This is a genomic window from Pseudoxanthomonas spadix, from assembly GCF_003703395.1.
Classification (GTDB): Bacteria; Pseudomonadota; Gammaproteobacteria; order Xanthomonadales; family Xanthomonadaceae; genus Pseudoxanthomonas_A; species Pseudoxanthomonas_A spadix.
Window position 1 is genome coordinate 64,283 of record NZ_RDQN01000006.1, and the last position, 24,894, is coordinate 89,176.

At 68.0% G+C, this 24,894-nt stretch carries 25 protein-coding genes; 17 read left to right on the forward strand and 8 right to left on the reverse strand.

Annotated features, from left to right (window positions below; genetic code table 11):
- Nucleotides 1-75: 75 nt before the first annotated feature.
- Nucleotides 76-642, forward strand: coding sequence for a YceB family lipoprotein (locus D9R12_RS10890; protein ID WP_122230449.1), 567 nt, complete (start codon nucleotides 76-78; stop codon nucleotides 640-642).
- A 100-nt stretch (nucleotides 643-742) separates the two neighbouring features.
- Here the strand turns inward: D9R12_RS10890 and D9R12_RS10895 are convergent, their stop codons facing one another.
- The 5 genes from D9R12_RS10895 to D9R12_RS10915 all read right to left on the reverse strand — a co-directional run bounded on the left by D9R12_RS10895 (nucleotide 743) and on the right by D9R12_RS10915 (nucleotide 3,714).
- Entirely contained in the window at nucleotides 743-1,282 is a 540-nt protein-coding gene (locus tag D9R12_RS10895) for a type 1 glutamine amidotransferase domain-containing protein (protein ID WP_122230451.1), read from the reverse strand.
- 115 nt (nucleotides 1,283-1,397) lie between these two features.
- Nucleotides 1,398-2,183: a 3-hydroxybutyrate dehydrogenase gene (locus tag D9R12_RS10900; protein ID WP_122230453.1), complete on the reverse strand. Its 786-nt coding sequence runs from the start codon at nucleotides 2,181-2,183 to the stop codon at nucleotides 1,398-1,400.
- Nucleotides 2,184-2,302: 119 nt separating this feature from the next.
- The gene (locus D9R12_RS10905; protein WP_122230455.1) at nucleotides 2,303-2,770 is read right to left on the reverse strand and encodes an SET domain-containing protein; all 468 of its coding nucleotides are present in this window, start codon (nucleotides 2,768-2,770) and stop codon (nucleotides 2,303-2,305) included.
- Between the two features lie 186 nt (nucleotides 2,771-2,956).
- Nucleotides 2,957-3,277, reverse strand: coding sequence for a type II toxin-antitoxin system RelE/ParE family toxin (locus D9R12_RS10910; protein ID WP_122230457.1), 321 nt, complete (start codon nucleotides 3,275-3,277; stop codon nucleotides 2,957-2,959).
- A gap of 170 nt (nucleotides 3,278-3,447) precedes the next feature.
- Nucleotides 3,448-3,714: a type II toxin-antitoxin system Phd/YefM family antitoxin gene (locus tag D9R12_RS10915; RefSeq protein WP_122230459.1), complete on the reverse strand. Its 267-nt coding sequence runs from the start codon at nucleotides 3,712-3,714 to the stop codon at nucleotides 3,448-3,450.
- A gap of 175 nt (nucleotides 3,715-3,889) precedes the next feature.
- On the opposite strand from D9R12_RS10915, the gene D9R12_RS10920 reads away from it, so the two are divergent.
- The 14 genes from D9R12_RS10920 (at nucleotide 3,890) to D9R12_RS10985 (ending at nucleotide 18,574) form a co-directional block, all read left to right on the forward strand.
- A complete protein-coding gene (locus D9R12_RS10920; protein ID WP_122230461.1) occupies nucleotides 3,890-4,357 on the forward strand; it encodes an SUF system Fe-S cluster assembly regulator in 468 nt (155 codons plus the stop codon).
- A gap of 17 nt (nucleotides 4,358-4,374) precedes the next feature.
- Entirely contained in the window at nucleotides 4,375-5,844 is a 1,470-nt protein-coding gene (gene sufB / locus D9R12_RS10925; RefSeq protein ID WP_122230463.1) for a Fe-S cluster assembly protein SufB, read from the forward strand.
- Between the two features lie 220 nt (nucleotides 5,845-6,064).
- Nucleotides 6,065-6,829: a Fe-S cluster assembly ATPase SufC gene (gene sufC, locus D9R12_RS10930; RefSeq protein ID WP_014159988.1), complete on the forward strand. Its 765-nt coding sequence runs from the start codon at nucleotides 6,065-6,067 to the stop codon at nucleotides 6,827-6,829.
- Entirely contained in the window at nucleotides 6,826-8,088 is a 1,263-nt protein-coding gene (gene sufD / locus D9R12_RS10935) for a Fe-S cluster assembly protein SufD (protein WP_122230465.1), read from the forward strand. Before sufC ends, sufD begins: the two co-directional genes overlap by 4 nt.
- Before the next feature lie 83 nt (nucleotides 8,089-8,171).
- Complete coding sequence (locus D9R12_RS10940) at nucleotides 8,172-9,362, forward strand: cysteine desulfurase (RefSeq protein ID WP_122230643.1); 1,191 nt, start codon at nucleotides 8,172-8,174, stop codon at nucleotides 9,360-9,362.
- A gap of 123 nt (nucleotides 9,363-9,485) precedes the next feature.
- Entirely contained in the window at nucleotides 9,486-10,013 is a 528-nt protein-coding gene (locus tag D9R12_RS10945; protein WP_122230645.1) for a GNAT family N-acetyltransferase, read from the forward strand.
- Between the two features lie 9 nt (nucleotides 10,014-10,022).
- Nucleotides 10,023-10,358 (forward strand): Rieske (2Fe-2S) protein, encoded by a 336-nt coding sequence (locus D9R12_RS10950; RefSeq protein WP_122230467.1) that lies wholly within the window; start codon nucleotides 10,023-10,025, stop codon nucleotides 10,356-10,358.
- 331 nt (nucleotides 10,359-10,689) lie between these two features.
- The gene (locus D9R12_RS10955; RefSeq protein ID WP_122230469.1) at nucleotides 10,690-13,083 is read left to right on the forward strand and encodes a catecholate siderophore receptor Fiu; all 2,394 of its coding nucleotides are present in this window, start codon (nucleotides 10,690-10,692) and stop codon (nucleotides 13,081-13,083) included.
- Nucleotides 13,084-13,180: 97 nt separating this feature from the next.
- Nucleotides 13,181-13,870, forward strand: a complete 690-nt coding sequence (locus tag D9R12_RS10960) for a Fe2+-dependent dioxygenase (protein WP_122230471.1) — start codon at nucleotides 13,181-13,183, stop codon at nucleotides 13,868-13,870.
- Complete coding sequence (locus D9R12_RS10965; RefSeq protein ID WP_170159244.1) at nucleotides 13,855-14,493, forward strand: PepSY-associated TM helix domain-containing protein; 639 nt, start codon at nucleotides 13,855-13,857, stop codon at nucleotides 14,491-14,493. Before D9R12_RS10960 ends, D9R12_RS10965 begins: the two co-directional genes overlap by 16 nt.
- 26 nt (nucleotides 14,494-14,519) lie before the next feature.
- Nucleotides 14,520-15,047: a DUF2271 domain-containing protein gene (locus D9R12_RS10970; protein WP_122230647.1), complete on the forward strand. Its 528-nt coding sequence runs from the start codon at nucleotides 14,520-14,522 to the stop codon at nucleotides 15,045-15,047.
- 35 nt (nucleotides 15,048-15,082) lie between these two features.
- Nucleotides 15,083-15,895: a DUF4198 domain-containing protein gene (locus D9R12_RS10975; RefSeq protein WP_122230474.1), complete on the forward strand. Its 813-nt coding sequence runs from the start codon at nucleotides 15,083-15,085 to the stop codon at nucleotides 15,893-15,895.
- Between the two features lie 73 nt (nucleotides 15,896-15,968).
- Nucleotides 15,969-16,937, forward strand: a complete 969-nt coding sequence (locus D9R12_RS10980) for an FAD:protein FMN transferase (RefSeq protein ID WP_244671811.1) — start codon at nucleotides 15,969-15,971, stop codon at nucleotides 16,935-16,937.
- Nucleotides 16,934-18,574, forward strand: coding sequence for a flavodoxin domain-containing protein (locus tag D9R12_RS10985; RefSeq protein WP_122230478.1), 1,641 nt, complete (start codon nucleotides 16,934-16,936; stop codon nucleotides 18,572-18,574). The genes D9R12_RS10980 and D9R12_RS10985 overlap by 4 nt, the downstream gene beginning before the upstream one ends.
- Before the next feature lie 740 nt (nucleotides 18,575-19,314).
- On the opposite strand, the gene D9R12_RS10990 is transcribed toward D9R12_RS10985, so the two are convergent.
- The gene (locus D9R12_RS10990; RefSeq protein WP_122230480.1) at nucleotides 19,315-19,650 is read right to left on the reverse strand and encodes a ComEA family DNA-binding protein; all 336 of its coding nucleotides are present in this window, start codon (nucleotides 19,648-19,650) and stop codon (nucleotides 19,315-19,317) included.
- Nucleotides 19,651-19,889: 239 nt separating this feature from the next.
- Between D9R12_RS10990 and D9R12_RS10995 the strand changes: the two genes are divergently transcribed.
- On the forward strand, nucleotides 19,890-21,380 hold the full coding sequence (locus D9R12_RS10995) for a M20 family metallopeptidase (RefSeq protein WP_122230482.1): 1,491 nt from the start codon (nucleotides 19,890-19,892) through the stop codon (nucleotides 21,378-21,380).
- A gap of 120 nt (nucleotides 21,381-21,500) precedes the next feature.
- A complete protein-coding gene (locus D9R12_RS11000; RefSeq protein ID WP_122230484.1) occupies nucleotides 21,501-21,785 on the forward strand; it encodes a GlsB/YeaQ/YmgE family stress response membrane protein in 285 nt (94 codons plus the stop codon).
- Nucleotides 21,786-21,864: 79 nt separating this feature from the next.
- Here D9R12_RS11000 and D9R12_RS11005 read toward each other — a convergent pair whose 3' ends face one another.
- Nucleotides 21,865-23,229 carry an MFS transporter gene (locus tag D9R12_RS11005; RefSeq protein ID WP_170159238.1) on the reverse strand — a complete coding sequence of 455 codons (1,365 nt, stop codon included), beginning with the start codon at nucleotides 23,227-23,229 and terminating at the stop codon, nucleotides 21,865-21,867.
- 207 nt (nucleotides 23,230-23,436) lie between these two features.
- Nucleotides 23,437-24,840 carry a mannose-1-phosphate guanylyltransferase/mannose-6-phosphate isomerase gene (locus D9R12_RS11010; RefSeq protein WP_122230488.1) on the reverse strand — a complete coding sequence of 468 codons (1,404 nt, stop codon included), beginning with the start codon at nucleotides 24,838-24,840 and terminating at the stop codon, nucleotides 23,437-23,439.
- Nucleotides 24,841-24,894 lie beyond the last annotated feature (54 nt).

Consider the following 24,894-nt stretch of genomic DNA (forward strand, 5'->3'; position numbering starts at 1 on the left):
CACCGGCCGCGCCTATGGTGTGGCCAGCGCACCGGGCGCCGCGACCAGCCAAGGACATCCATGCAGACCTCGAACATGACCTCCCTTCGCGCCGCGCTGGCCGCCGCGGCCCTGGTGGCCGCTTCCATCGCCGCCGCATGGGCGCAGACCGGGCCTTCCAGCGAGCTGGCCGTCTCGGCCGCGCAGGTGCAGGGCTACCTGCAATCCGAATTCCCGCGCGATTTCCAGGCGCTGGGCGGGCTGGTGTCGATGACCGCCAGCAATCCGCAGCTGAGCATCCCGGCCGACGGCAATCGGGTGCAGATGCAGTTCGACGCCAGCAACGGTGGCGACGCCCTAGGCCGGGTGTGGCTGAGCAGTGGCCTGCGCTACGACCCGCAGGCGATGGCGCTGTACCTGGACGCGCCCCGCGTGGACCGGGTGGTGCCCGCGTCCGGCCAAGAACTGCGCGAACGCGACCGCCAACTGGTCAGCCTGTTCCTGCAGGACTACGCCAGCAGCGAGCCGCTGTACAGGCTCGACCCCCAGCTGCTGGCCAGCTTCGGCAAGGTGCGGGTGGAATCGGCGCGCGTGGCGAACGGGCGGATCGTGGTGCAGTTGAACCAGCCGGTCAGCGCGCCCGACCTGAGCGAAGCGCAATAGGTTGCATCCACCCGTCAGTGCCCATCCGGCCATGACCCAGCGGCCCGCGCAGCAAGCACGGTGAATTGGCCGCGTTTGGTTGTCTGTGTATCCAACTGGATCAGCCAGCAACAGCGTTTGCGATCGCTTCGCTGAAAGCGGGAATGTCGCCTGGGTTGCGACTGGTGATGATGTTGCCGTCCACCACCACTTCGCTGTCCTGCCATTGGGCGCCGGCATTGGACAGGTCGGTCTTGAGCGAGCCCCACGAGGTCAGCTTGCGGCCCTTGGCCAGGCCACTTTCGACCAGCATCCAGGGGCCATGGCAAATCGCTGCCACTGGCTTGTCGGCTGCGGCAAAGGCCTTGACGAAGTCCACGGCCGTGACCTCCTGGCGCAGATGGTCAGGGTTGATCACCCCGCCCGGCAGCACCAGCGCGTCGTAGTCGCTGGCCGCGACCTGGCCCAGCACCTTGTCCACCGGGACCGCCTCGCCCCAGTCCTTCTTGTCCCAGCCGCGGATGCTGTCCTTGCCCGGCAGCGAGACCACGTCCACCCTGGCGCCCATGGCTTCCAGGCGCCGCTTGGGTTCGGTGAGCTCGGACTGCTCGAAACCATCGGTGGCCAGCACCGCGATCGTCTTGCCGGTGAGATCGGTCATGGGAAGAGTCCTCTGTGAAGAATGGAACCCCCATGCTCGACCCTCCCCCATTGGCCCGCCATGAACGTTGAGCGCCACGCTTGCAGACGCGGCACGAACGTCTGCAGCGGCGCGCTCACCCCATGTGCCAGCCATGGCTGACCAGGATGCTCTGTCCGGTCAGCGCGTTGCTGGGGAACCGGCACAGGAACAGCACCGTGGTGGCCACGTCCTCCAGCGTGGTGAAGGTGCCATCGACGGTGTTGCCCAGCATCACCCGCTGGATCACCTCCTGTTCGCTGATCCCCAGGCTTGCGGCCTGCTCGGGGATCTGCTTTTCCACCAGCGGCGTGCGCACGAAGCCCGGGCAGACCACGTGGCTGCGCACGCCATGCGCGCCGCCTTCCTTGGCCAGGGTGCGGGCCAGGCCCAGCAGCCCGTGCTTGGCGGTGACGTAGGCCGACTTCAGCGGCGAGGCCTCGTGCGAATGGGCCGAGCCCATGTAGATCACCGTGCCGCGCTTGCGCGCATACATGCCAGGCAGCACCGCCTTGGTGGTCAGGAACGCGCCATCCAGGTGGATCGCGAGCAGCTTTTTCCAGGCATCGAAGGGAAAGTCCTGGATCGGATGGACGATCTGCACGCCGGCATTGGCAATCAGGATGCCCACCGGGCCAAGCGCCTGTTCGACCTGGGCGATGCCGGCGTTGACCGCGGCCTCATCGGTGACGTCCATCGCCACGCCCAGCGCGCGGCCACCTGCGGCCTGGATTTCGCCCGCCGCAGCTTGCGCGCCTGGCAGGTTCAGATCGGCGATGGCCACCTGCGCGCCGGCCTGCGCCAGTGCCTGGGCCAGGGCCTTGCCGATGCCGCTGGCAGCGCCGGTGATGACGGCCACCTGGCCATCGAGGGAACCGGACATGGAGCACCTCCACAGATGCGGGGAAGGGCCCAGTGTCTCCCAGCACCGGTGACCGCCGCGCGACTACGCCGCAATGCGATCGCTGAACTCCAGCAGCAGCTGTTCACGCATGGCAGGCTTCAGCGCTTGGGCTGGAGCATGGTCCCGGTGCACTTGCTCGAGCCGCAGCGACAGGCCCAGATCTTCTTCAGGCGCGGGGTATGGCGCTCGGCCAGGGTGATGCCGTAGTTGTAGGTCAGCTCCTCGCCCGGCCTGATGTTGCGCAGGGCCTCGATCACCACCTTGTCCTTGCGCCGGTCCGGACCGTCGTGTTCTTCGATCAGCGCCTCGCAGTTGGGATCGCAACTGTGGTTGATCCAGCGCGCGCTGTTGCCGCCGCGGGTGCCGTCGATCACGTACTTGTCATTGAGCGTGAACAGGAAAGTGTGGCCGCTTTCCACATCACCGCCGCTGCCACGATCGGCCTGGGCGTGGGTGCGCCGTTGGCCCTTGTATTCGATCAGCCGTTCGCCCTTCTTGATGGGCGCGATCGCAAACATGCCGTTGCCGTGGATGGTGGATTTGCGGGTGGCGATCTTGCGCGGCATCGAAGCGTCCGGAGGAGAAGTCTTCAGACATTGTGGCGGCGCGGCGCGCTTGCTGCCAATCGCGGTCCGGCATTCATGCCGATCGGGTCAGCCGAGCGCAGGCCAAGCCCGGGTCTGGCCCTGAGGGCACCGCGACCTCCTGCAGGCAGGGCAGCTTACGTTTTTACCAGCGATCTGCTCGGACCCTCAGTCGCGCACGAGTCTGTCCAACAGAACCGACTGGAGGTCACGCCGGCTGTCCAATACGGCTAGCACGAGCACCGAATGCGCTTGGATGCGGTAGATGATGCGCCAGGGCCGTTCGATGAGTTCGCGATAATGCCGCACGTCCACCGCACATAGCTCGGGTACTGGGCGACCTCGCGCCGGGTGGTTCTGCAAGGCCTCCGCCCGCCGTTCAAGCCGGTCGAGGACGGCGGCGGCATCGGCAGAACTCTCCTCGGCGATGTAATCGATGATCGCCGCCAAATCCCGGCGCGCGGTGCGGGTCCAGAGGACGTCAGTCACTCTTTCTGCCGGGCCCTAGTACCGCAACCCGAAGATATCGAAACGTGAAAGCGCGGCTTCAAGCCCAGGGCGGCGTTGCAAGCCTTGCCAAGGCGGCCTGCCTTGGCGGCAGCTTGCGCCTTGCCCTGGACTTGAATCCATCGCCTTCACCATGTTCCGTTATCTCCGGGTTACGGTACTAGCCGCTGACGCAGATCATCGAAGACAGCCTTCTGCGGGGACACATCGCCCTGCTGAACGTCCGCTTCGCCCTGCACCATGAGCTTGAGCATTAGCAGGCTTTCCTGCTGGCGCTGGTATTGCGCGTAGTCATGCAGCACGGCGCTGGCGCGCCCGTTCTGGGTCAGCACCACGGGCCGCGGATGCTCCTGGAGTTCCTTCAGCAGACGACTGGCCTGCGCCTTGAACTCGCTCAGACTCATGACAGTGTCGATCATCGATGGCACCAAATTCAGACTGAATTCGATCCGATACTAACATCGGCGCAGGAACGTGTCAGTACGGTGCCGGGCGGTCCGGATCGGTCCGCGCAAAGGCAGGGGACAGATCCGGTCTGGCCTGGGTCCCGCGGAAAGAGTACAATTTCGGTCCGCTTTAGCCGTTGCCCCCATCATGCTGCGCGTCACCAAGCTCACCGATTACGCCACCGTGTTGCTGACTGTGCTGGCCAGCCGCGCCGGCGAAGTGCTCAGCGCGACCGAGCTGGCCGAGGCCTCGGGCCTGGAAGCCACCACCGTCAGCAAGGTGCTCAAGCCCCTGGCCCAGGCCGGTCTGGTCGAAGGCCTGCGCGGCGTTCATGGCGGCTATCGGTTGGCGCACGCGGCCGGTGACATCACCCTGATGCAGATCATCGAGGCCCTGGAAGGGCCGCTGGCGATCACCGAATGCAGCCAGCACGATAGTCAGTGCGGCATTGCCCAGCAGTGCGGGGCCCGTACCAACTGGCGGCTGATCAACGACGTGGTCGCCGATGCCCTGCGCGGCATGACCCTGGCGCAGATGCTGCACCCGGCGCCGTTTTCCCCTTCCACCCATGTCCACACGCGGCGGCGCTCCATCACCGCGCGTGTGGCCAGCTAAACCGTAGGCAGCCCAACATGGCCACCGAAGCGACCCAAATCCCCGCGCCACTGCGCAACGTCGAGATCATCGAACAGCTCGGCCGCCGCTACGACGCCGGTTTCATCACCGAGATCGAATCCGATTCGCTCCCCGCCGGGCTGAGCGAGGACATCGTCCGTGCACTTTCGGCCAAGAAGGAAGAGCCGCAATGGATGACCGACTGGCGCCTTGCGGCCTACCGCCATTGGCTGACCATGCCCCAGCCGCACTGGGCCAATCTGAAGATCGCGCCGATCGACTTCCAGGCGCTGAGCTACTACTCCGCGCCCAAGGGCCCCAGGTACGCCTCGCTGGATGATGTCCCCAAGGAACTGCTGGACACCTACGACAAGCTGGGCGTGCCGCTGCACGAGCGCGCCCGGCTGGCCGGGGTGGCGGTGGATGCTGTGTTCGACTCGGTTTCTGTCGGCACCACCTTCCGCAAGGAGCTGGCCGAGAAAGGCATCATCTTCTGCTCGATGTCCGAGGCCATCAAGGATCATCCGGAGCTGGTCAGGCAGTACCTGGGCTCGGTGGTGCCGGTGGGCGACAACTATTTCGCCGCGCTCAATTCGGCAGTGTTCTCCGACGGCAGCTTCGTGTTCATTCCTGCCGGGGTGCGCTGCCCGATGGAGCTGTCCACCTATTTCCGCATCAATGCCGGCCATACCGGCCAGTTCGAACGCACCTTGATCGTGTGCCAGGACAGGGCCTCGGTGTCCTACCTGGAAGGCTGCACCGCGCCGATGCGCGATGAGAACCAGCTGCACGCCGCGGTGGTCGAGCTGGTGGCGCTGGAGGATGCGCAGATCAAGTATTCCACGGTGCAGAACTGGTATCCGGGCGATGAGGAAGGCAGGGGCGGCATCTACAACTTCGTGACCAAGCGCGCCGAATGTCGCGGCGCGCGCAGCAAGGTCAGCTGGACCCAGGTCGAGACCGGTTCGGCCATCACCTGGAAGTACCCGTCCTGCGTGCTGCTGGGCGATGATTCCAGCGGCGAGTTCTATTCGGTGGCCCTGACCCACCACCGCCAGCAGGCCGACACCGGCACCAAGATGATCCACGTCGGCAAGCGCACCAAGTCCAAGATCGTCTCCAAGGGCATCAGCGCCGGCCGCGGCCAGAACACCTATCGCGGCCTGGTCAAGGTCGAAAAGGGCGCCGCCGGCGCACGCAACTTCACCCAGTGCGATTCGCTGTTGATCGGCAAGCAGTGCGGTGCCCACACCTTCCCCTACATCGAGGTGAAGAATCCCGGCGCCACGGTCGAGCACGAAGCCACCACCTCCAAGATCAGCGACGACCAGATGTTCTACTGTCGGGCGCGTGGCATCAGCCAGGAAGACGCGGTGTCGATGATCGTGGACGGCTTCTGCAAGCAGGTCTTCCGCGAGCTGCCGATGGAATTCGCGGTCGAGGCCAAGAAGCTGCTGGAAGTCTCGCTGGAAGGCTCGGTCGGTTGACCTGTTTCCTTCTCCCCTCGGGAGACAAATCGGCAGGATTGCCGATCTGCACGGCGAAGCCGCCCGGAGGGTGAAGCACATGGATGTGCCGAATGCATGCGGCGCCAAGCAAGGGTCCGGGCGAAGCCACAGGCATCAACACCCTGTGGCGCTTTGCTGCGAACCCTCACCCCAACCCCTCTCCCGGTGGGAGAGGGGCTCAATCACTGGACCCAAGAACATGTTGAAGATCGACAACCTCCACGCCTCCGTCGCCGGCAAGGAAATCCTCAAGGGCCTGTCCCTGCAGGTGAAAGCGGGCGAAGTGCACGCCATCATGGGCCCCAACGGCGCGGGCAAGTCCACCCTGGCCAACATCCTGTCCGGGCGCGAGGGCTATGAAGTCACCGCCGGCACGGTGGAATTCGAAGGTGCCGGCCTGCTGCAGCTGGAGCCGGAACAACGCGCCGCCGCCGGCATCTTCCTGGCCTTCCAGTACCCGGTCGAAATCCCGGGCGTGAACAACACCTACTTCCTGCGCGCCGCGCTCAACGCCCAGCGCAAGGCGCGCGGCGAAGCCGAGCTGGATTCGATGCAGTTCCTCAAGCTGGTGCGCGAGAAGCTGGCGGTGCTGCACCTGAAGGACGAGCTGCTGCATCGCGGCGTCAACGAAGGCTTCTCCGGCGGTGAGAAGAAGCGCAACGAGATCTTCCAGCTGGCCGTGCTGGAGCCGAAGCTGGCGATCCTGGACGAAACCGATTCGGGCCTGGACATCGATGCGCTCAAGGCCGTGGCCGATGGCGTCAACGCGCTGCGCTCGGCCGGCCGCTCGTTCCTGGTCATTACCCATTACCAGCGCCTGCTGGACTACATCAAGCCGGACCTGGTCCACGTGCTGGCCGATGGCAGGATCGTGCAGAGCGGTGGTCCGGAACTGGCCCTGGAACTGGAAGCCCACGGCTACAACTGGATCAAGGACCGCATCACGCCGGAAGCGGCGGCATGAGCGCGCTGCTGGACTCGCTCGCATCGGCTTTCCACGGCGACAGCGCGCGCCGCACCGTGCTGGATGAGGCCCTGGCCGCCGGCCTGCCGACCCAGCGCGAGGAGGCCTGGAAGTACACCTCGCTGCGCGCGCTGGAGCGCCGCAGCTTCGCCCCGGTCCAGGCCGCACCGCCGGTCGATGCGGCGCCGATCGCGCACATCCCGGCGCCGCGCCTGGTGTTGGTCAACGGTCGCCATGTCGAAAGCCTCAGCGATCTTTCCGGCCTGGCCGACGGCATCAGCGTGCAGCGCCTGTCGCAGGCGCTGGCCGAAGGCGGCGATGCGGCGCGCTTCCTGGCCCGGCGCTTCGAGCGCGGCGATGAAGTCTTTGCCCGGCTCAATGCCGCCCTGGCCACTGAAGGGGTGCTGGTACGCGCCGAGGCCGGCGTGCAGGCCGCCACGCCACTGCAGCTGGTCTTCATCGGCGCAGCCGATTCCACTGACCGCGCCTGGCACCTGCGCCACCTGATCGAGCTGCGCGCAGGCGCGCAGCTGCGGGTGGTCGAGCACCACCTCGCCGCAGGCGAGCACGCGCACCTGGCCAACACGCTGACCCACGTGCACCTGGCCCAGGGCGCGCAGCTGGTCCACGCCCGCCTCCAGCACGAGTCCGACAAGGCCACCAGCCTGCTGCGCACCGATGCGGTGCTGGCCCGCGAGACGGTCTACAGGCGGCTGGACCTGGAACTGGGCGCAGCCCTGTCCCGCCATGAACTCAACGTCCGCCTGGAAGGCGAACACGCCCGGCTGGAAGCCAACGGCGTGCTGCTGGCCGGCGGCCGGCGTCATCTGGACACCCGCCTGGGCATCGACCACATCGCCCGCGACACCGGCTGCGCGCTGACCTGGCGCGGCCTGGGCACCGGCCGCGGCCGCGCGGTGTTCCACGGTGGCATCCTGATCCGCCAGGGCGCCGACGGCACCGACGCACGCCTGTCCAACAAGAACCTGCTGCTGTCCGACGACGCCGAGATCGACACCCAGCCGGTGCTGGAAATCCACGCCGATGAAGTCCAGGCCGCGCACGGGGCCACCGTCGGCCGCCTGGATGCCAATGCGCTGTTCTACCTGCGTTCGCGCGGCCTGCCGCTGGAGCAGGCCCAGCGTCTGCTGACCGCCGCGTTCTGTCGCCAGCCGCTGTCGGTGCTGGGTGATGATGCTTTGGTCGCGCAGCTGGTCCAAGCGCTGGACGCCGCGTTGCATCAGGCAGGTGCGGCATGAACACCAGCGAAAACATCGGCACCGCCGGGGTGCAGGACCGCGAAGCGGCCACCGCGCAAGCGCCGGACTGGAACCGGGTCCGCATGGACTTCCCGCTGCTGACCCGCGCGGTCAACGACAAGCCGCTGATCTACTTCGACAACGCCAACACCTCGCAGAAGCCGGTGCAGGTGATTGCCGCGGTGGACAGCTTCTACCGCAACCAGAACGCCAACGTCAGCCGCGCGGTCCACGCGCTGGGCAGCGAGGCCACCGATGCCTACGAAGGCGCGCGCAACAAGCTGGCCCGCTTCATGGGCGTGCGCGGCGATGCGCTGATCCTGTGCAGCGGCACCACCTTCGCCATCAACCTGGTGGCCTATGCCTGGGCGCTGCCAAACCTGAAGCCCGGCGAGGTCATCCTGGTCTCGCGCATGGAGCACCACGCCAACATCGTGCCCTGGCAGCTCATCGCCCAGCGCACCGGCGCAAGGATCCAGGTGGCCGAGATCCTGCCCGATGGCAGCCTGGACCTGGAGGCGCTGTACAAGGCCATGACCCCGCAGGTGAAGCTGCTGGCGATCACCCATGTCTCCAACGTGCTGGGCACGGTCAATCCGGTGCGCGAGATCTGCAGGGCCGCGCGCAAGGCCGGCATCGTCACCGTCGTGGATGGCTCGCAGGCCGCCCCGCACCTGCCGCTGGATGTGGCCGCGATCGGCTGCGACTTCTACGCGGTCACCGGCCACAAGATCTGCGGCCCGACCGGTACCGGTGCGCTGTGGGGCCGGCGCGAACTGCTCCAGGCCATGCCGCCCTTCATCGGCGGCGGCGAGATGATCAAGGAAGTCAGCTTCGAGCACTCCACCTTCAATGACGTGCCGTACAAGTTCGAGGCCGGGACGCCGAACATCGCCGGCTTCGTCGGCCTGGGCGCGGCGCTGGATTACCTGGAAGGCGTGGGCATGGCTGCGATCCGCGCGCGCGAGGCCGAACTGCTGGCGCATCTGACCGAGGAACTGAATCGGATCGACGGCCTGCGCATCTTCGGCACCGCGCCGGACAAGGCCGCCGTGGTGTCGTTCCTGGTCGAGGGCGCCCATGCCCACGACCTGGCCACGCTGCTGGACCTGGAAGGGGTGGCGGTGCGCTCGGGCCAGCACTGCGCCCACCCGCTGCTGCAGTACTTCGGGGTGGCCGCCACGCTGCGTGCCTCGCTGGCCTTCTACAACACCCACGAAGAGATCGAAGGCTTCGTGAGTGCGTTGCGCAAGGCGCGCATGCTGCTGGGCTGAGGAGCTTCAAGCGTGGGAGCCGCCATGGCGGCCAAGAGGCTTCATCGCGCGCCTCATCGCCGCCATGGCGGCTTCCACGATGAATGCGATCAGGCGCCTGCCCGCGCGTTTTACAATGCGCCCATGCCCGCCCTGACTTATCGCGACGCCACGCTCGCCGACATCGACGCCATCACGGCGCTGGTGACTTGTGCCTATCGCGGCCCGGCCAGCCGGGTCGGCTGGACCACCGAGGCCGACCTGCTCGAGGGCAACCGCATCGACCGCGGCGTGCTGGAACACGATCTCACCCGCCCCGACAGCCGCGTGCTGCTGGCCGAACGCGATGGCGTGCTGCTGGCCTGCGCGCATGTGGCCATCGAGGATGGCGCCGGCTATTTCGGCATGTTCTCGGTGCGTCCGGACCTGCAGGGCGGCGGCATCGGCAAGCAGGTCCTGGCCGAAGCCGAGCGCATCGCCCGCGATGAGATGGGCGTGGAGCGCATGCGCATGACCGTGATCGACCTGCGCGAGACCCTGATCGCCTTCTACCAGCGCCGCGGCTACCTGCGCACTGGCATCTTCAAACCGTTCCCGTATGGCGATGCGCGCTTCGGCACGCCGCTGCGCGATGACCTGCGGTTCGAGGTGCTGGAAAAATCCCTTGTCTAGGAGCGGCCCGTGAGCGAACCGTGGACCTTGGTCTGCGCCACCGAGGAACTGCTGCCCGGCGAAATGCGCGTGGCCTTTGACGAGGTCACCGGCGCGGCGATCGTGGTGTTCAACCTGGACGGCGAGCTGTACGCGCTGGAAGACCGCTGCAGCCATGCCGAGTTCGAACTCTCGGCGGCCGGGACCTTCGACACGCAGGCCGGCAGCATCGAGTGCATGCTGCATGGCGCGCGCTTCGACATCCGCACCGGCACGCCGCTGTGCGGGCCGGCCTACGCGCCGGTGCCCAGGTTCCCGGTCAAGGTCGAACACGGCGGAGTCTGGGTGCGCGACGACCGCGATTGAGTGGCCGCGCAGGACCGGACAACCCGATCAGCCGATTCCATGCGCCACCGGCCGCGTGCAGCGGAATGTGCGGTGCGGGCGCGCACCCGCCCTGCCCACCGCCATGGCCGGCGAATTCGGTCCACCTCACCCAAGGTTGCTAATACAAATCGTTCTCATTACAATGCGGCGATTCAGGGGCAGCCGTTTGCCGTCGCCGGCCCGTCCGGAGCGAGCGACCGGCCTGCCCCGGCCCGACCCCGTGCACAAAGCATGAGGTCGGCTGCCCGCACTCCCGTCAGCCGTCGCCAATGGGGGAATCCGCTTTCACTCCATTGGAAGAACGTCCGACATGTACATCCGCTCCCGCAAGCACACTTCTGCCCGTCCCCTGGCCGTGGCCGCGCTGGCCACATCGCTGGCCCTGGCCCTGCCGGGCGCGGCGTGGGCTGGCGCGGCCACGCCGGTGGACACCGACACCGACACCGACAGCGGCGCCAAGCACGAGGACCACAAGGACAAGGCGCACCAGCACCAGCCCCAGCCCCAGACCCTGGCCCAGGTCCAGGTCACCGGCTCGCGGGTGCGCGACTACTCGGCCGAGCAGGTGTCCTCGGACAAGTTCACCCAGCCCATCCTGGACACCCCGCAGACCCTGCAGGTGATCACCAGCGCCCTGTTCACCGAACAGGGCGCCACCACCCTCACCGAGGCCCTGCGCAACTCGCCGGGCGTCGGCACCTTCTATGCAGGCGAGAACGGCAACACCTCCACCGGCGACACGATCTACATGCGCGGTTTCGACACGTCCGGCAGCATCTTCGTCGATGGCATCCGCGATACCGGTTCGATCTCGCGCGATGTGTTCAACATCCAGCAGGTCGAAGTGCAGAAGGGCCCGGCCGGCACCGACACCGGCCGCTCCGCGCCGACCGGCTCGATCAACCTGGTCACCAAGCACGCGCAGCTGCAGGACGCCACCTCCGGCACGGTCAGCGCCGGCGTTGACGGACAGCGGCGCGCCACCACCGACTGGAACCACACGCTCGATGCCAGATCCGGCACCGCGCTGCGCGTGAACGGCATGTGGCAGGACAGCGACGTCCCCGGCCGCGACCACGTGCAGAACAAGCGCTGGGGGATTGCTCCGTCCCTGGCCGTCGGCCTGGACACGGCCACCCGCTTCCACCTGGACCTGCTGTACGTCGAGCAGGACAACATCCCCGACGGCGGCGTGCCGACCATCGGCCTGCCCGGCTGGACCGCGCAGCCCGGCCTGGCGCAACTGGCAGGCCGGCCGGTGGATCCGGAGAACTTCTATGGCACCGGCGCCGACCACGACGATGTCACCACGCAGATGGCCACGTTCCGCGTCGAGCATGACTTCTCCGACACGCTGAAGCTGACCAACACCGCGCGCTGGGGCAAGACCGAGCAGGACTACCTGCTGACCTCGTTCACCGGCACCGGTGGCACCGCCGCCGATCCGCTGGCCGGCAACATCAAGTGGACCGACATCGACGACCGGTCGACCTACACGCTGGCGCGCAACCTGCCCACCTTCAAGGACCAGGAAAACACCATCCTCACCGACCAGGTCAACCTGCGCGCGGACTTCAACACCGGCCCGGTCGTGCACAACCTCAGCACCGGCCTGGAGTTCACCCGCGAGGAGCAGAAGACCCGCGGCCAGGCGGTCACCGGCGGCACGGCCTGGACCGCGGCCAGCCTGTACGACCCGGACTGGAACGCCACCGGTCTGGCCTGGGCACCCAACGGCGCCGACAGCCAGGGCAAGACCACCACTTCCTCTGCCTACCTGTTCGACACGATCAAGTTCGGCGGGCAGCTCCTGGTCACCGCCGGGCTGCGCGTGGACCATTACAAGACGGACTTCAGCAGCCTGGTCGCCTGCGGTAGCCGCGGCGCCCCGGCCTGCGGCGCCCTGGCCGCCGGCAGCATCGTGCAAGGCGTCGATGCCGACGCCTCCGACACCCTGTTCAACTGGAAGCTGGGCGCGGTCTACAAGGTCGCCGACCTCGTCAGCCTGTACGCCAACTACGCCATTTCCCAGCAGCCGCCCGGTGGCAACAACTTCACCTTCAGCAACTCGGCCAGCAGCCTGGACAATCCCAACCTGGATCCGCAGAAGGCCAGGACCGCCGAGATCGGCAGCAAGTGGAACCTGCTCGACGACGGCCTGCTGTTGAGCGTTGCCTTGTTCCAGACCGAGGTCACCAACGAGCTGGTCCAGGACCCGACCGATACCGCGGTGTATTACCAGACCGGCAAGAAGAAGGTCGAAGGGATCGAACTGTCGGCCGTGGGCAAGCTGACCGATCACTGGTCGCTGTCGGCTGGCTATACCGCCATGAACACCAGCGTGGAGGAGGGCGCGGCGGTGACCAGCGACGGCTCCAATAACCTGAGCTACACCCCGGACGATGCCTTCACCGCCTGGAGCACCTATCGCCTGCCGTTCGGCCTGACCGTGGGCGGCGGGGTGCGCTATTCCGGGCGCATGCACCGCGGCACCGATGGCGCGGTGGGCACCCCGGCATTCACCAAGTCCTACACCGTGTGGGACGCGGTGGCGACTTACACGGTCAACCCCCACCTGGACCTGCGCCTCAACGCCTACAACCTGTTCGACAAGGAACACGTGGTGGGCATCAACAAGAGCGGCTACCGTTACACGCCCGGCGCGCCGCGCACCGTCATGCTCAGCGCGGACTTCCGCTTCTGAGCCGGCATTGACCCCTTTCGGCCGGGCGACCGGCCACCACGGGCACGGCGCAGGGTCCGCTCTTCCCGCGCCCGCCTCGCAAGGCAGGAAACCGCCCATGCTGCTGCACGTACCCAGGATCCTCGACGCCGACCAGCTCGCCCAGATCCGCACGGCGCTGGACGCGGCCGAGTGGGTCGACGGCCGCCAGACCGTCGGCGCGCAGGGCGCGCAGGTCAAGCGCAACCAGCAGCTGCCGGATGCCTCGCCACTGCGCGAGCGGCTGGGCCAGCAGGTGCTGGCAGCGCTGGAGCGCAACCCGCTGTATTTCGCCGCCGCACTGCCGTTGCGCACCCTGCCGCCGCGCTTCAACCGCTATGCCGGAGGTGGCGAATACGGCTTCCATGTCGATGGCTCGGTGATGGCACTGGAGCGCCCGGGCCAGGCGCGCGGCCAGCTCCGCTCGGACCTGTCGTGCACCCTGTTCCTGTGCGAACCGGAGGAGTACGACGGCGGCGAGCTGGTCATCAGCGACACCTACGGCGAGCACGAGGTGAAGCTGCCGGCCGGCGACCTGATCCTGTATCCGTCCAGCAGCCTGCACAGGGTCGCCCCGGTCACCCGCGGGGCGCGGCTGGCCTCGTTCTTCTGGGTGCAGAGCATGGTCCGCGACGACAGCCGCCGGCGCCTGCTGCTGGAGATGGACACCGCCATCCAGGCACTGGCCCGCACCGGCGCCGACCAGCCATCGGTGCTGCAGCTGACCGGCGTCTATCACAACCTGCTGCGTGGCTGGGCCGAAGTGTGAGGCCTGCGTTTTCGGCCCAGCAACGCCGTGGCTTCTGGCTGCGTACGCTGCACCAGTGGCACTGGATCAGTTCGGCGCTGTGCCTGGTCGGGATGCTGCTGTTCGCCGTCACCGGCATCACCTTGAATCATGCGGCCAGCATCGAGGCCAAGCCGATGGTCAGCCGGCGCACGGCCACCGTCCCGGCCGCCTTGCTCAAGTCGCTGGGCACGCGCCAGCAAGGCAATGCGCCGTTGCCCAAGGTGCTGTCGGACTGGCTGGAGGGCGAGCTGGACATCGGCCTGTCCGGACGCCAGGGCGAATGGTCGGCCGAGGAGGTCTACCTGTCCCTGCCGCGTCCCGGCGGCGATGCCTGGCTCTCGCTGGACCGGGCCAGCGGCGCAGTCGAGTACGAAGGCACCGACCGCGGCTGGATCTCCCTGCTCAACGACCTGCACAAGGGCCGCAACGCCGGCACGGTGTGGAGCTGGTTCATCGATCTTTTCGCGCTGGCCTGCCTGGTGTTCTGCATCACCGGCCTGTTGCTGCTGCAGCTGCATGCCGGCCAGCGCCGCATGACCTGGCCGATGGTTGGCCTGGGTCTGCTGGTGCCGCTGGTGCTCGCCCTGATCTTCATCCACTAAAGGCTCCTTTGAAGGACACCTGCGCCATGACCAAGACCGTTCCGCTCACCCTGACCATTGCGCTCAGTGGCTTGCTGGCCATGCCGGGCTACGCCACCACGCTGCAGGTCAAGCTGGAGATCCCCACGCTCAACGTCGCCGAGTACCACCGCCCCTACGTGGCGGTCTACGTGGAAGACGCCAACGGCAAGGCTGCCGCCAACCTGGCGGTGTGGTACCAGCACCAGGACAACAGGGAAGGCCACGGCAGCAAGTGGCTGCCCGACCTGCGCCAGTGGTGGCGCAAGTCCGGCCGCAGCCTGGAGCTGCCGGTGGACGGCGTGACCGGCCCGACCCGCCCGGCCGGCGTGCACACCCTGGATGTGGCCGCCAATGCGCCGCAGCTGGCGGGCCTCAAGCCCGGCAGCTACACGCTGGTGGTGGAGGCGGTGCGCGAGGTCGGCGGCCGCGAACTGGTCAAGGTGCCCTTCACCTGGCCGGCCACCGCCGCGCAGGCCGCCAGCGGCCAGGGCAGCAGCGAGCTGGGCGCCATCTCGCTGGTGGTCAAGCCGTAACCCATCTTTCGACGCAATCCATTGGAGCATCCCGCATGAAGCGTTCCCTGATCCTGATGCTGGCCCTGGCCACCGCCACCGCCTCGTTCTCCGCCGCCGCCCACAAGATGTGGCTGCTGCCTTCGGGGACCACCTTCTCCGGCGCCGAGCCGTGGCTGACGGTGGATGCGGCGGTGTCCAACGAGCTGTTCCACTTCGATCACATGCCGCTGGGCCTGGACGAACTGACCATCACCGCGCCCGACGGCAGCACCGTGCAGGCGCAGAATGCCGCCACCGGCAAGTACCGCAGCGTGTTCGACGTGGCGCTCACCCAGGAAGGCAGCTACCGGGTGGCCATTGCCAGCGACGGCCTGTTGGCCGCGTGGGAAGACCAGGACGGCCAGCGCAAGCGCTGGCGCGGCACGCCGGCCGATTTCGCCGCCAAGGTGCCCAGGGACGCCAGGAACCTGCAGGTTTGGCAGAACGCGATGCGCGTGGAGACCTTCGCCACCCACGGCGCGCCCACCACCACCGCGCTCAAGCCCACCGGCGTGGGCCTGGAACTGCTGCCGGTGACCCATCCCAACGACCTGTTCGCCGGCGAGGCGGCCAGCTTCAGGCTGGTCCTGGACGGCAAGCCGGCGGCCAACCTGCAAGTCAGCGTGATCCGCGGCGACACCCGCTACCGCAACGCGCAGGAAGAGATCAAGGTCAGCACCGATGCGCAGGGCACCTTCAGCGTCACCTGGCCGCAGCCCGGCATGTACTGGCTCAACGCCAGCGCCGAAGACGCCAAGACCTCGCTGCCACAGGCCAGCCAGCGCCGCCTGAGCTACGTGGCCACGCTGGAAGTGCTGCCGCAATAAGCCGCGCAAGGCACGGTCGCGGCCGGCGCAGAGCCGCCGCAAGGTACGTGCCACGCATGTCGAACGCCTCATGATGCCCAGCCCGCTCGCCGCTTCCCGCACCCTGGCCACGCTCGGCGGCCAGACCATGGGCACCACCTGGTCGGCCAGGCTGGCCATTCCTTCGCACCTGGATCTGCATCGGCTGCAGGACCTTCTGCAGGGTGAACTGGACCGGGTGGTCGCGCAGATGAGCACCTGGGAAGCCAACTCCGCGCTGAGCCGCTACAACCGCGCAGCCGCAGGCAGCTGGCAGGTCCTGCCCGAGGATTTCGCCAGGGTGATGGCCGCCGCGCTGCGCATCGCGCGCGACAGCGAAGGTGCGTTCGATCCCACGGTGGGCGCGCTGGTGCATGCCTGGGGCTTCGGTGCCGGCGGCGGCACGCCCGCGCTGCCGCCGGAGCAGACACTGCAACAGGCACGCGCGCGTCCACGCTGGTCGCAGCTGGCGCTGTGCGGGCAACCGTTGGCACTGCTGCAGCCCGGCGAGGTGCAGCTGGACCTGTCGGCGATCGCCAAGGGCTACGCGGTCGACCTGCTGCTGCAGGCGCTGGGCCGCCGCGGCATCGACGATGCGCTGGTGGAGGTGGGCGGCGAACTGGCCGGCCGCGGCCGCAAACCGGATGGCACGCCCTGGCGGGTGCTGGTGGAAACCGGGGCCGACGAACACGCCACCCTGCCGGCGCGCGTGCTGGCGCTCGATGGCCTGGCGGTGGCGACCTCCGGTGATCGCTGGCACCGGTTCGAACACGACGGCGTGCGCTACGGCCACACCCTGGATCCGCGTTCGGGCCGGCCGGTGCCGCAGGCGGCGGCGGTCACGGTGGTCATGCACAGCGCGATGGAGGCCGATGCCTGGGCCACCGCGCTGACCGTGATGGGCGCCGAGGCCGGGCTGCGGTTTGCCCAGGCGCGGCAGATGGCGGCACGCTTGGTGGTGGCCTCGGCCAGCGGCATCCAGGAACACATGAGCGAGCGCTTCGCCGCGCTGCTGGCGGCATGAGCAGCGCGCCCCGCGCCCGCCTGTCCGGCGCCGGGCTGGGCAACGGCCTGGCGCTGCTCGCGCTGGTTGTGCTGGCGGGCTTGCTGTTCACCTGGCAGCCCGGGCCCTGGTGGCCCGGTCCGCCAAGGCCGACGCGCTGGATCGGCGCCGGCGCGGCGGTGCTGGCCTGGCTGGGACTCAGCGGCGCACTGCTGTGGCGCGCGCGGGCCAGGCGCACGCCGGTCGTGACGGCCGCACAGGTGCAACAGGTCGACACCGACACCGTCCTGGTCGCCCATGCCAGCCAGACCGGCCTTGCCATCGAACTGGCCGTGCGCACCGCGCAGTCGCTGCGGGAAGCCGGCCTGCAGGCGCAGGTGCAATCCCTGGCCTGGCTGGATGCGCCGGCGCTGGCGCGCTACCGACGGGTGCTGTTCGTGGTCAGCACCACCGGCGAAGGCGATCCGCCGGACCTGGCGCTGGAATTCGTGCGCACCGTGATGGCCCGTGCCGAGCCGCTGGACACCCTGCACTATGCGGTGCTGGCACTGGGCGATGCGAGCTACGCGCACTATTGCGCCTTCGGCCGGCAGCTGGATCGGTGGCTGCGCAGCCGCGGGGCGGTCCCGCTGTTCGACCGAGTCGAAGTGGACAACGCCCAGGCCGCCGCCCTGCGCCACTGGCAACACCAGCTGTCGCTGCTGGCCGGCAAGGCCGAGCTGGGCCATTGGCGGGCGCCGGTGTACCAGGCCTGGACGCTGCGCGCCCGCCACCTGCTCAATCCGGGCAGCGTCGGCGGGCCGGTCCATCACCTGGAGTTGATCCCGCCGGCGGCGCTGCCGCACTGGCAGGCCGGCGACCTGGTCGAGATCCTCCCGCGCCACCCACCGCAGCTGGTGCAGGCCTGGCTGCGGCGCACCGGCCTGGATGGCGACACGCCGGTGCTCATCGAGCAGCCCCCGGTGCCCCTGGCACAGGTGCTGGCCGCGCGCCAGCTGCCCGATGCCCTCACCGGCGATGTGCACGCGCAGGCCCTGGCCGACGATCTGCCGCTGCTGGCGCATCGCCAATACTCAGTGGCCTCGGTGCCGGCCGATGGCGCGCTGCACCTGTTGCTGCGCCGCGTGCAGTGCGCCGATGGCCAGCTCGGCCTGGCCAGCGGCTGGCTGTGCAGTCACGCGCCGCTGGGCGCGCCGATCGCGCTGCGGCTGCGGTCCAATCCCAACTTCCATCCACCGGCCCCGTCCACGCCGCTGATCCTGATCGGCAACGGCACCGGCATCGCCGGGCTGCGCGCCCTGCTCAAGGCGCGCATCGCCGCCGGTGCGCGCCGCAACTGGCTGCTGTTCGGCGAACGCCAGCGCGCCCACGACCTGCACTACGGCCAGGACATCCACAGCTGGCAGGCGCAGGGCTGGCTGGAGCGCCTGGACCTGGCGTTCTCGCGCGACGATGCGCCGCCGCGTTACGTGCAGGACGCCCTGCGCCAGGCCGCCGCACCCCTGCAGGCGTGGATCGCCGACGGCGCTGCGGTGTATGTGTGCGGCAGCGTGGACGGCATGGCACCCGGTGTCGAAGCGGTCCTGCACGAGACCTTGGGCCAAGCGCTGGTGGAGCAGCTGCGCATGCAGGGCCGCTATCGCCGTGACGTGTACTGACGCCTGGGCCGCAGCCGGCTCCGGAACATTGATGTGTCCTCGTCGGCATCGCCCCCTCACCCCGACCCTCTCCTCCGCGAGCGGGGAGGACCGTAGGGCGGGTCTTGACCCGCCACCACGAGGACCGTAGGGCGGGTCTTGACCCGCCACCACGACGACCGTAGGGCGGGTCTCGACCCGCCACCGCAGCCGAAGTGATTACCGATGGCGGGTCAAGACCCGCCCTACGTCGTCGGCTGGCCGCAGCGCAAAAAGAACCGCCCGGATGCGTGCGGCGCATCCGGGCGGAGTACTTCCCTGTCGGCATCGTGCCTGGTCCGCCGGCGTCCTGCCTTCCCTCGTCTCCACCCAGCCAGGGCCGTAGGGCGGGTCTCGACCCGCCACCACGACGACCGTAGGGCGGGTCTCGACCCGCCACCACGACGACCGTAGGGCGGGTCTCGACCCGCCACCGAGGCCGAAGTGATTACCGATGGCGGGTCAAGACCCGCCCTACGTCGTCGGCTGGCCGCAGCGCAAAAAGAACCGCCCGGATGCGTGCGGCGCATCCGGGCGGAGTACTTCCCTGTCGGCATCGTGCCTGGTCCGCCGGCGTCCTGCCTTCCCTCGTCTCCACCCAGCCAGTGGTGCGGAGGTACGTCCCTGTCGGCGTCCTTGCCGTGTCACTGTGGCGTCCTGCCCCGTGGCTCGCTGCGGTGCTGCCTGCGCCGCTGCGTCCGTGACGTGTTTCTAGGAGTCTCCTAGCGGCGCGCCACCGGCTTGGCCGGCGCGGCGGCGGCCGGCTTCTTCGGCGCGGCGGCCGAACGGCCCACTTCGATGCGGTCGCGGTTCTTCTCCACGGTCTTCAGGCCGATGCCCTTGACCATGGCCAGTTCCTCGGCGCTCTTGAACGGCCCGTTGGTCTTGCGGTAGTCGACGATGGCTTGGGCCTTGCTCGCGCCGACATTGAGCAGCACGGCATCCAGCGCGGCGGCATCGGCGGTATTGATGTTGACCCGGGTGTCGGCGGCGTGCGCGGCGGCGACCAGCACCAGCGACAGCAACAGCGACTTGATCAGGATGGAAATGGATTTCATGGCAACGCTCCTTGTGGCGATGAGTTCAGTGGTTGGTGGGGCGGTTTCCGAAACCGACGCGGTGCGTCGTCCGGTGTGCACAGTCTCAGCGTCGGCACAGGCTCACGCCATCGGTGCAGGCCCGGGCGCGATGCCGGGAAACATCCCGCTGCCGGGTAGGAAAAGTCCGACGCCGCATCCGGCGGGGGTTGGGTACAGGCCCGGCCGCGTAAAATCCAGTTTTGACTCGCAGGACCCGCATGGATACCGCACGCCTGGACCAGTTCGTGGCTGGCCTGTGGGACGAGGACATCGTCCCGCAGCTGGTCGAATACATCCGCATCCCCAACAAGTCGCCGATGTTCGACGCCGACTGGGTCGCCAATGGCTACATGGCCCAGGCCGTGGCCCTGATGGAAACCTGGGCGCGCGCCCAACCCATCGCCGGGATGCAGGTCGAGGTGATCGCGCTCGAGGGCCGCACCCCGCTGATCTTCCTGGATATCCCGGCCAGCGGCGAAGGCACCGGCGAGGATTGTGTGCTGCTGTACGGCCACCTGGACAAGCAGCCGGAGATGACCGGCTGGGAACAGGGCCTGGGCCCGTGGACGCCGGTGATCAAGGGCGAGCGGCTCTACGGACGCGGCGGCGCCGATGATGGCTATGCGCTGTTCGGTTCGCTGGCCGCGATCATGGCGCTGCAGGAACAAGGCCTGCCGCACGCACGCTGCGTGATCCTGATCGAGGCCTGCGAGGAATCGGGCAGCTACGACCTGCCGGCCCATGTCGATCATCTGGCCGAGCGGATCGGCAAGCCCTCGCTGGTGGTGTGCCTGGATTCGGGCTGCGGCAACTACGAACAGCTGTGGTGCACGACCTCGTTGCGCGGCATGGCCGGCGGCAACTTCACCGTCAGGGTGCTCAGCGAAGGCGTCCACTCTGGCGATGCCTCGGGGATCGTGCCCTCCAGCTTCCGCCTGCTGCGCCAGCTGCTCTCGCGCCTGGAGGACGAAAACACCGGCTCGATCCTCATCCAGGACCTGTTCGTGGAGATCCCGGCCGAGCGCCTGGAGCAGGCGGCCAGGGTCGCCGCGGTGCTGGGCAGCGAGGTCTACGACAAGTTCCCGTTCCTGCCCGGCATGACCCCGATGGATCCGGACCTGACCGAGCTGGTGCTCAACCGCACCTGGCGCCCGGCGCTGTCCATCACCGGCGCCGACGGGTTGCCGGCGCTGGCCTCGGCCGGCAATGTGCTGCGCCCGCACACCGCGGTCAAGATCTCGCTGCGGCTGCCGCCGACCCTGGACGGCAAGCGTGCCGGCGAGATCCTCAAGGACGTGCTGCTGCGCGACCCGCCCAACGGCGCCCAGGTCGAGCTGGTGCTGGAGAAGTCCTCGACCGGCTGGAACGCCCCGGCGCAGTCGCCATGGCTGACCGAGGCGATCGAATCGGCCTCGCAGGCGGCCTTCGGCAAGCCGGCGATGTACATGGGCGAAGGCGGCACGATCCCGTTCATGGGCATGCTGGGCGAGAAGTTCCCCGGCGCGCAGTTCATGATCACCGGCGTGCTGGGGCCGCACTCCAATGCGCATGGTCCCAACGAGTTCCTGGACATCCCGATGGGCAAGCGGGTCACGGCCTGCGTCTCGCAGGTGCTGGCCGCACACCGGGCGGCCAGCGTCGCCGGGCTGACCAGCGGGGTGGCCGCGGTGGCCGGCGGTCAGGCCCATGGCGCGCACGGCTGCTGCTGAGCAAGCCGCGCGGTCAGGCAACCCCTCGAACGGCCGCCCGGTGCGGCCGTTCGACATTCAGGCGCCTGTGGCCGCGGCGCTGGCTATGATCGACACTTCCCTTCGCCAAGAGGCCTGCACATGGACAACCTGTTCGGCAGCGACAGCTGGCTCTACATCATCCTGGTCGGTTTCGTGGTCGGCCTGCTGGCGCGGCTGATCACCCCGAACAACGGCCGCATGGGCTGCCTGTTCACCATCGTGCTGGGCATCGCCGGCGCGCTGCTGGCCGGCTGGTTCGGCCGCAGGATGGGCTGGTACGCGGCCGGCGAGCCGGTCGGCTTTGTCGGTGCGCTAATCGGGGCGGTGGTGATCCTCGGGCTCGGCACGCTGTTCACCCGACCGCGCGGAAGCAACATCAGATAACCAGCCCGCGGTCACTGAGCGGCTAAATGCGAACAGGCCATCGGCGCGCGCCTGCCAGCAGGCCTGGTCGGGGCGTGGATCACCCCTTGTTGCCGTGCCGCGCCTGCAGAGCCCTTTCGTGGTCGAGCCAGTTCTCGTCCTTGTTGCTCAGGAAGAAGATGTAGACCAGCAGCGACACGAACATCACCGCCGTGGCGTAGAGGATGAAGCCGGTCATGTGGCCGCTACTCTTGGCGGCCTGGTACAGCATCGGCGCGGTGCCGCCGAACAGCGAGTTGGCCAGCGCATAGCCCAGGCCCACGCCCAGCGCGCGGATGTAGGTGGGGAACAGCTCCGCCTTGACCACGGCATTGATCGAGGTGTAGCCGGTGAGGATCACAAAGCCCACCACCAGGATCGCAAATGCCGAGCCGGCCGAGGTCTGCTGCGGCAGCGCAGTGATCAGGTACCAGGTGTAGAGCACGCTGCCGACGCCGAAGAACACCAGCAGGCTCTTGCGGCCCACGATATCCGACAGCCAGCCACCCACCGGCTGCAGCAGCATCAGGATGGTCAGGGCGATCAGGTTGAGCACCGTGCCGGTCATGACATCGTCACCGGCAAACAGCGTCTGGATCATCTTCGGTCCGGTCACCGAATAGGTGTAGAACGCGAGCGTGCCGCCGGCGGTGATCATGAAGCACAGCAGCAGCGGCCGCCACTGGTGGACGATCAGCTCGCGCAGCGAGCCGGACCTGCGCGCGCCGCTGGACCTGGCCTCTTCAATGGCCGCCGACGGGAGCGATTCGTCCATGGTCCGACGCAGCCAGAACACCACGATCGCCGAGATGCCGCCGATGCCGAAGGCCACCCGCCAGCCCCAATCGGACACCTGCTGCCTGTCCAGCAGCGACAGCATGATGAACAAGGTCAGCTGGGCCAGCACGTGGCCGCCGACCAGGGTCACGTAATGGAACGAGGACAGCAGGCCGCGGCGTCCGGGCATGGCCGCCTCGGACATGTAGGTCGCGCTGGCGCCGTACTCGCCGCCGGTGGCAAAGCCTTGCAGCAGCCGTGCAAGCAGCAGGATGATCGCCGCGCCATAGCCGATGCTGGCCGCGGTCGGCACCACTGCGATGCCGAACGAGCAGATCGCCATCAGCGTCACCGACACGGTCAGCGCAGCACGGCGCCCGTGGCGGTCGGCAAACCGGCCGAAGAACCAGGCCCCGATCGGACGCATCAGGAAGGTCACCGCGAAGATCGCCCACACATAGAGCGTGGCGTTCTTTTCCTCGGGCGAGAAGAATTTCGATTCGAAGTAGGTTGCGAACACCGAGTAGACGTAGACGTCATACCACTCGACCAGATTGCCGGCCGAACCCTTGAGCGTGTTCGAAATGGAGCGACGCAGGCTCTTTTGAGTGTCGTGCATGGGCATTGCTGCAGAAATCGGTGTGCTCATGCGGGTGCCTCGGTGTCATGGCCTTGAAGATCGGAACTGCGTGTCCGTCGCGAGGCCGGGGCCGGTGGCACCCGCGCACTCGCCGGGCATGATGATCAGCCTGTCGTAAGCGGCACGCGATGGGGGTCGCGCTTGACAAACGCCGAAGGCCCGTGCGATCGCGGGCCTTGGACTTATGGCCATGCGGCGGGCGGACCCGCAGCGCGTTCAGCTGCGCCCGTACTGGTCCTGGAAGCGCACGATGTCGTCCTCGCCCAGATAGCTGCCGGACTGCACTTCGATCAGCTCCAGCGGCAGGCGGCCCGGGTTCTTCAAGCGGTGGGTCACGCCCAGCGGAATGTAGGTGCTCTGGTTTTCGGTCAGCAGGATGACCTCCTCGCCCCGGGTCACCTCGGCGGTGCCGCTGACCACGATCCAGTGCTCGGCGCGGTGGTGGTGCATCTGCAGGCTCAGCGTGGCACCGGGATTGACCGTGATGCGCTTGACCTGGAAACGCGCGCCCATGTCGATCGAGTCGTAGGCGCCCCACGGCCGATAGACCTTGCGGTGCAGGACCGCCTGGCTGCGCTCATCGTGCTTGAGCTGGGCCACGACCTTCTTGACCTCCTGCACGCGGTCCTTCCTGGCCACCAGGATCGCGTCGTCGGTTTCCACCACCACCACATCATCCAGGCCCACCAGCGCGACCAGGCTCTCGGCATAGACGTAGCTGTTGTGCGTATCGATGGTGATGACATCGCCGGCGCAGGCATTGCCGTTGGCGTCCTTGTCGGTGACTTCCCACAATGCCGACCACGAACCGACATCATTCCAGCCCACGTCCAGCGGCAGCACCTTGGCATCGGCGGTCTTTTCCATCACCGCGTAATCGATCGAATCGGACGGCGAGGCAGTGAAGGCCTCCTTGTCCAGGCGGATGAAGTCGCCATCGCGCTTGGCCTTTTCCAGCGAGGTGCGGACCGCGGCGACCATCTGCGGATTGAACTTCTGCAATTCCTCGACGTAGCGGCTGGCCTTGAACAGGAACATGCCGCTGTTCCAGAAGTAGCTGCCTTCGGCAAGATACCTGGCGGCAGTCTGGGCGTCGGGTTTTTCGACGAAACGCAGCACCGGCTGCGCGCCCTGGCCGCCACCGGCCTGGATGTAGCCAAAGCCGGTCTCCGGGCTGCTGGGAACCACGCCGAAGGTCACCAGCGCGCCGGCCTCGGCCGCCGGAACGGCCTGCTCGACCGCATCGCGGAACGCCTGCGGATTGCTGATCACGTGATCGGACGGCAGCACCAGCAGCAGCGGGTCGGCGCCGTCTTCCAGCGCACACAGCGCGGCGGCGGCAATGGCCGGCGCGGTGTTGCGGGCGACCGGCTCCAGCAGGATCCGCGGCTGCGGTGCCTTGATCTGGCGCAGCTGTTCGGCCACCAGGAAGCGGTGGTCCTCATTGGCCACCACCAGCGGCGGCAGCGAGGTCAACGGTTCGACCCGGCGCCAGGTGGCCTGGACCATCGTGTCCCGGCCACCGAGCGGCAGGAACTGCTTGGGATAGGCCTCGCGCGAGAGCGGCCACAGGCGCGTTCCGGAACCGCCCGACAGCAGAACGGGCTGAAGCTGGGTCATATCGGGAAGTCTCGTATGGGGGATACGGGGCCGCAGTGTACCCTGCGCACCCGA

Excerpts from the sequence above, each read along its gene's own strand:
- D9R12_RS10890 (WP_122230449.1), top strand. The coding sequence starts at position 76 with ATGACCTCCCTTCGCGCCGCGCTGGCCGCCGCGGCCCTGGTGGCCGCT.
- D9R12_RS10895 (WP_122230451.1), bottom strand. The coding sequence starts at position 1,282 with ATGACCGATCTCACCGGCAAGACGATCGCGGTGCTGGCCACCGATGGT.
- D9R12_RS10900 (WP_122230453.1), bottom strand. The coding sequence starts at position 2,183 with ATGTCCGGTTCCCTCGATGGCCAGGTGGCCGTCATCACCGGCGCTGCC.
- D9R12_RS10905 (WP_122230455.1), bottom strand. The coding sequence starts at position 2,770 with ATGCCGCGCAAGATCGCCACCCGCAAATCCACCATCCACGGCAACGGC.
- D9R12_RS10915 (WP_122230459.1), bottom strand. The coding sequence starts at position 3,714 with ATGATCGACACTGTCATGAGTCTGAGCGAGTTCAAGGCGCAGGCCAGT.
- D9R12_RS10920 (WP_122230461.1), top strand. The coding sequence starts at position 3,890 with ATGCTGCGCGTCACCAAGCTCACCGATTACGCCACCGTGTTGCTGACT.
- sufB (WP_122230463.1), top strand. The coding sequence starts at position 4,375 with ATGGCCACCGAAGCGACCCAAATCCCCGCGCCACTGCGCAACGTCGAG.
- sufC (WP_014159988.1), top strand. The coding sequence starts at position 6,065 with ATGTTGAAGATCGACAACCTCCACGCCTCCGTCGCCGGCAAGGAAATC.
- sufD (WP_122230465.1), top strand. The coding sequence starts at position 6,826 with ATGAGCGCGCTGCTGGACTCGCTCGCATCGGCTTTCCACGGCGACAGC.
- D9R12_RS10940 (WP_122230643.1), top strand. The coding sequence starts at position 8,172 with ATGGACTTCCCGCTGCTGACCCGCGCGGTCAACGACAAGCCGCTGATC.
- D9R12_RS10945 (WP_122230645.1), top strand. The coding sequence starts at position 9,486 with ATGCCCGCCCTGACTTATCGCGACGCCACGCTCGCCGACATCGACGCC.
- D9R12_RS10955 (WP_122230469.1), top strand. The coding sequence starts at position 10,690 with ATGTACATCCGCTCCCGCAAGCACACTTCTGCCCGTCCCCTGGCCGTG.
- D9R12_RS10960 (WP_122230471.1), top strand. The coding sequence starts at position 13,181 with ATGCTGCTGCACGTACCCAGGATCCTCGACGCCGACCAGCTCGCCCAG.
- D9R12_RS10970 (WP_122230647.1), top strand. The coding sequence starts at position 14,520 with ATGACCAAGACCGTTCCGCTCACCCTGACCATTGCGCTCAGTGGCTTG.
- D9R12_RS10975 (WP_122230474.1), top strand. The coding sequence starts at position 15,083 with ATGAAGCGTTCCCTGATCCTGATGCTGGCCCTGGCCACCGCCACCGCC.
- D9R12_RS10980 (WP_244671811.1), top strand. The coding sequence starts at position 15,969 with ATGCCCAGCCCGCTCGCCGCTTCCCGCACCCTGGCCACGCTCGGCGGC.
- D9R12_RS10985 (WP_122230478.1), top strand. The coding sequence starts at position 16,934 with ATGAGCAGCGCGCCCCGCGCCCGCCTGTCCGGCGCCGGGCTGGGCAAC.
- D9R12_RS10990 (WP_122230480.1), bottom strand. The coding sequence starts at position 19,650 with ATGAAATCCATTTCCATCCTGATCAAGTCGCTGTTGCTGTCGCTGGTG.
- D9R12_RS10995 (WP_122230482.1), top strand. The coding sequence starts at position 19,890 with ATGGATACCGCACGCCTGGACCAGTTCGTGGCTGGCCTGTGGGACGAG.
- D9R12_RS11000 (WP_122230484.1), top strand. The coding sequence starts at position 21,501 with ATGGACAACCTGTTCGGCAGCGACAGCTGGCTCTACATCATCCTGGTC.
- D9R12_RS11005 (WP_170159238.1), bottom strand. The coding sequence starts at position 23,229 with ATGAGCACACCGATTTCTGCAGCAATGCCCATGCACGACACTCAAAAG.
- D9R12_RS11010 (WP_122230488.1), bottom strand. The coding sequence starts at position 24,840 with ATGACCCAGCTTCAGCCCGTTCTGCTGTCGGGCGGTTCCGGAACGCGC.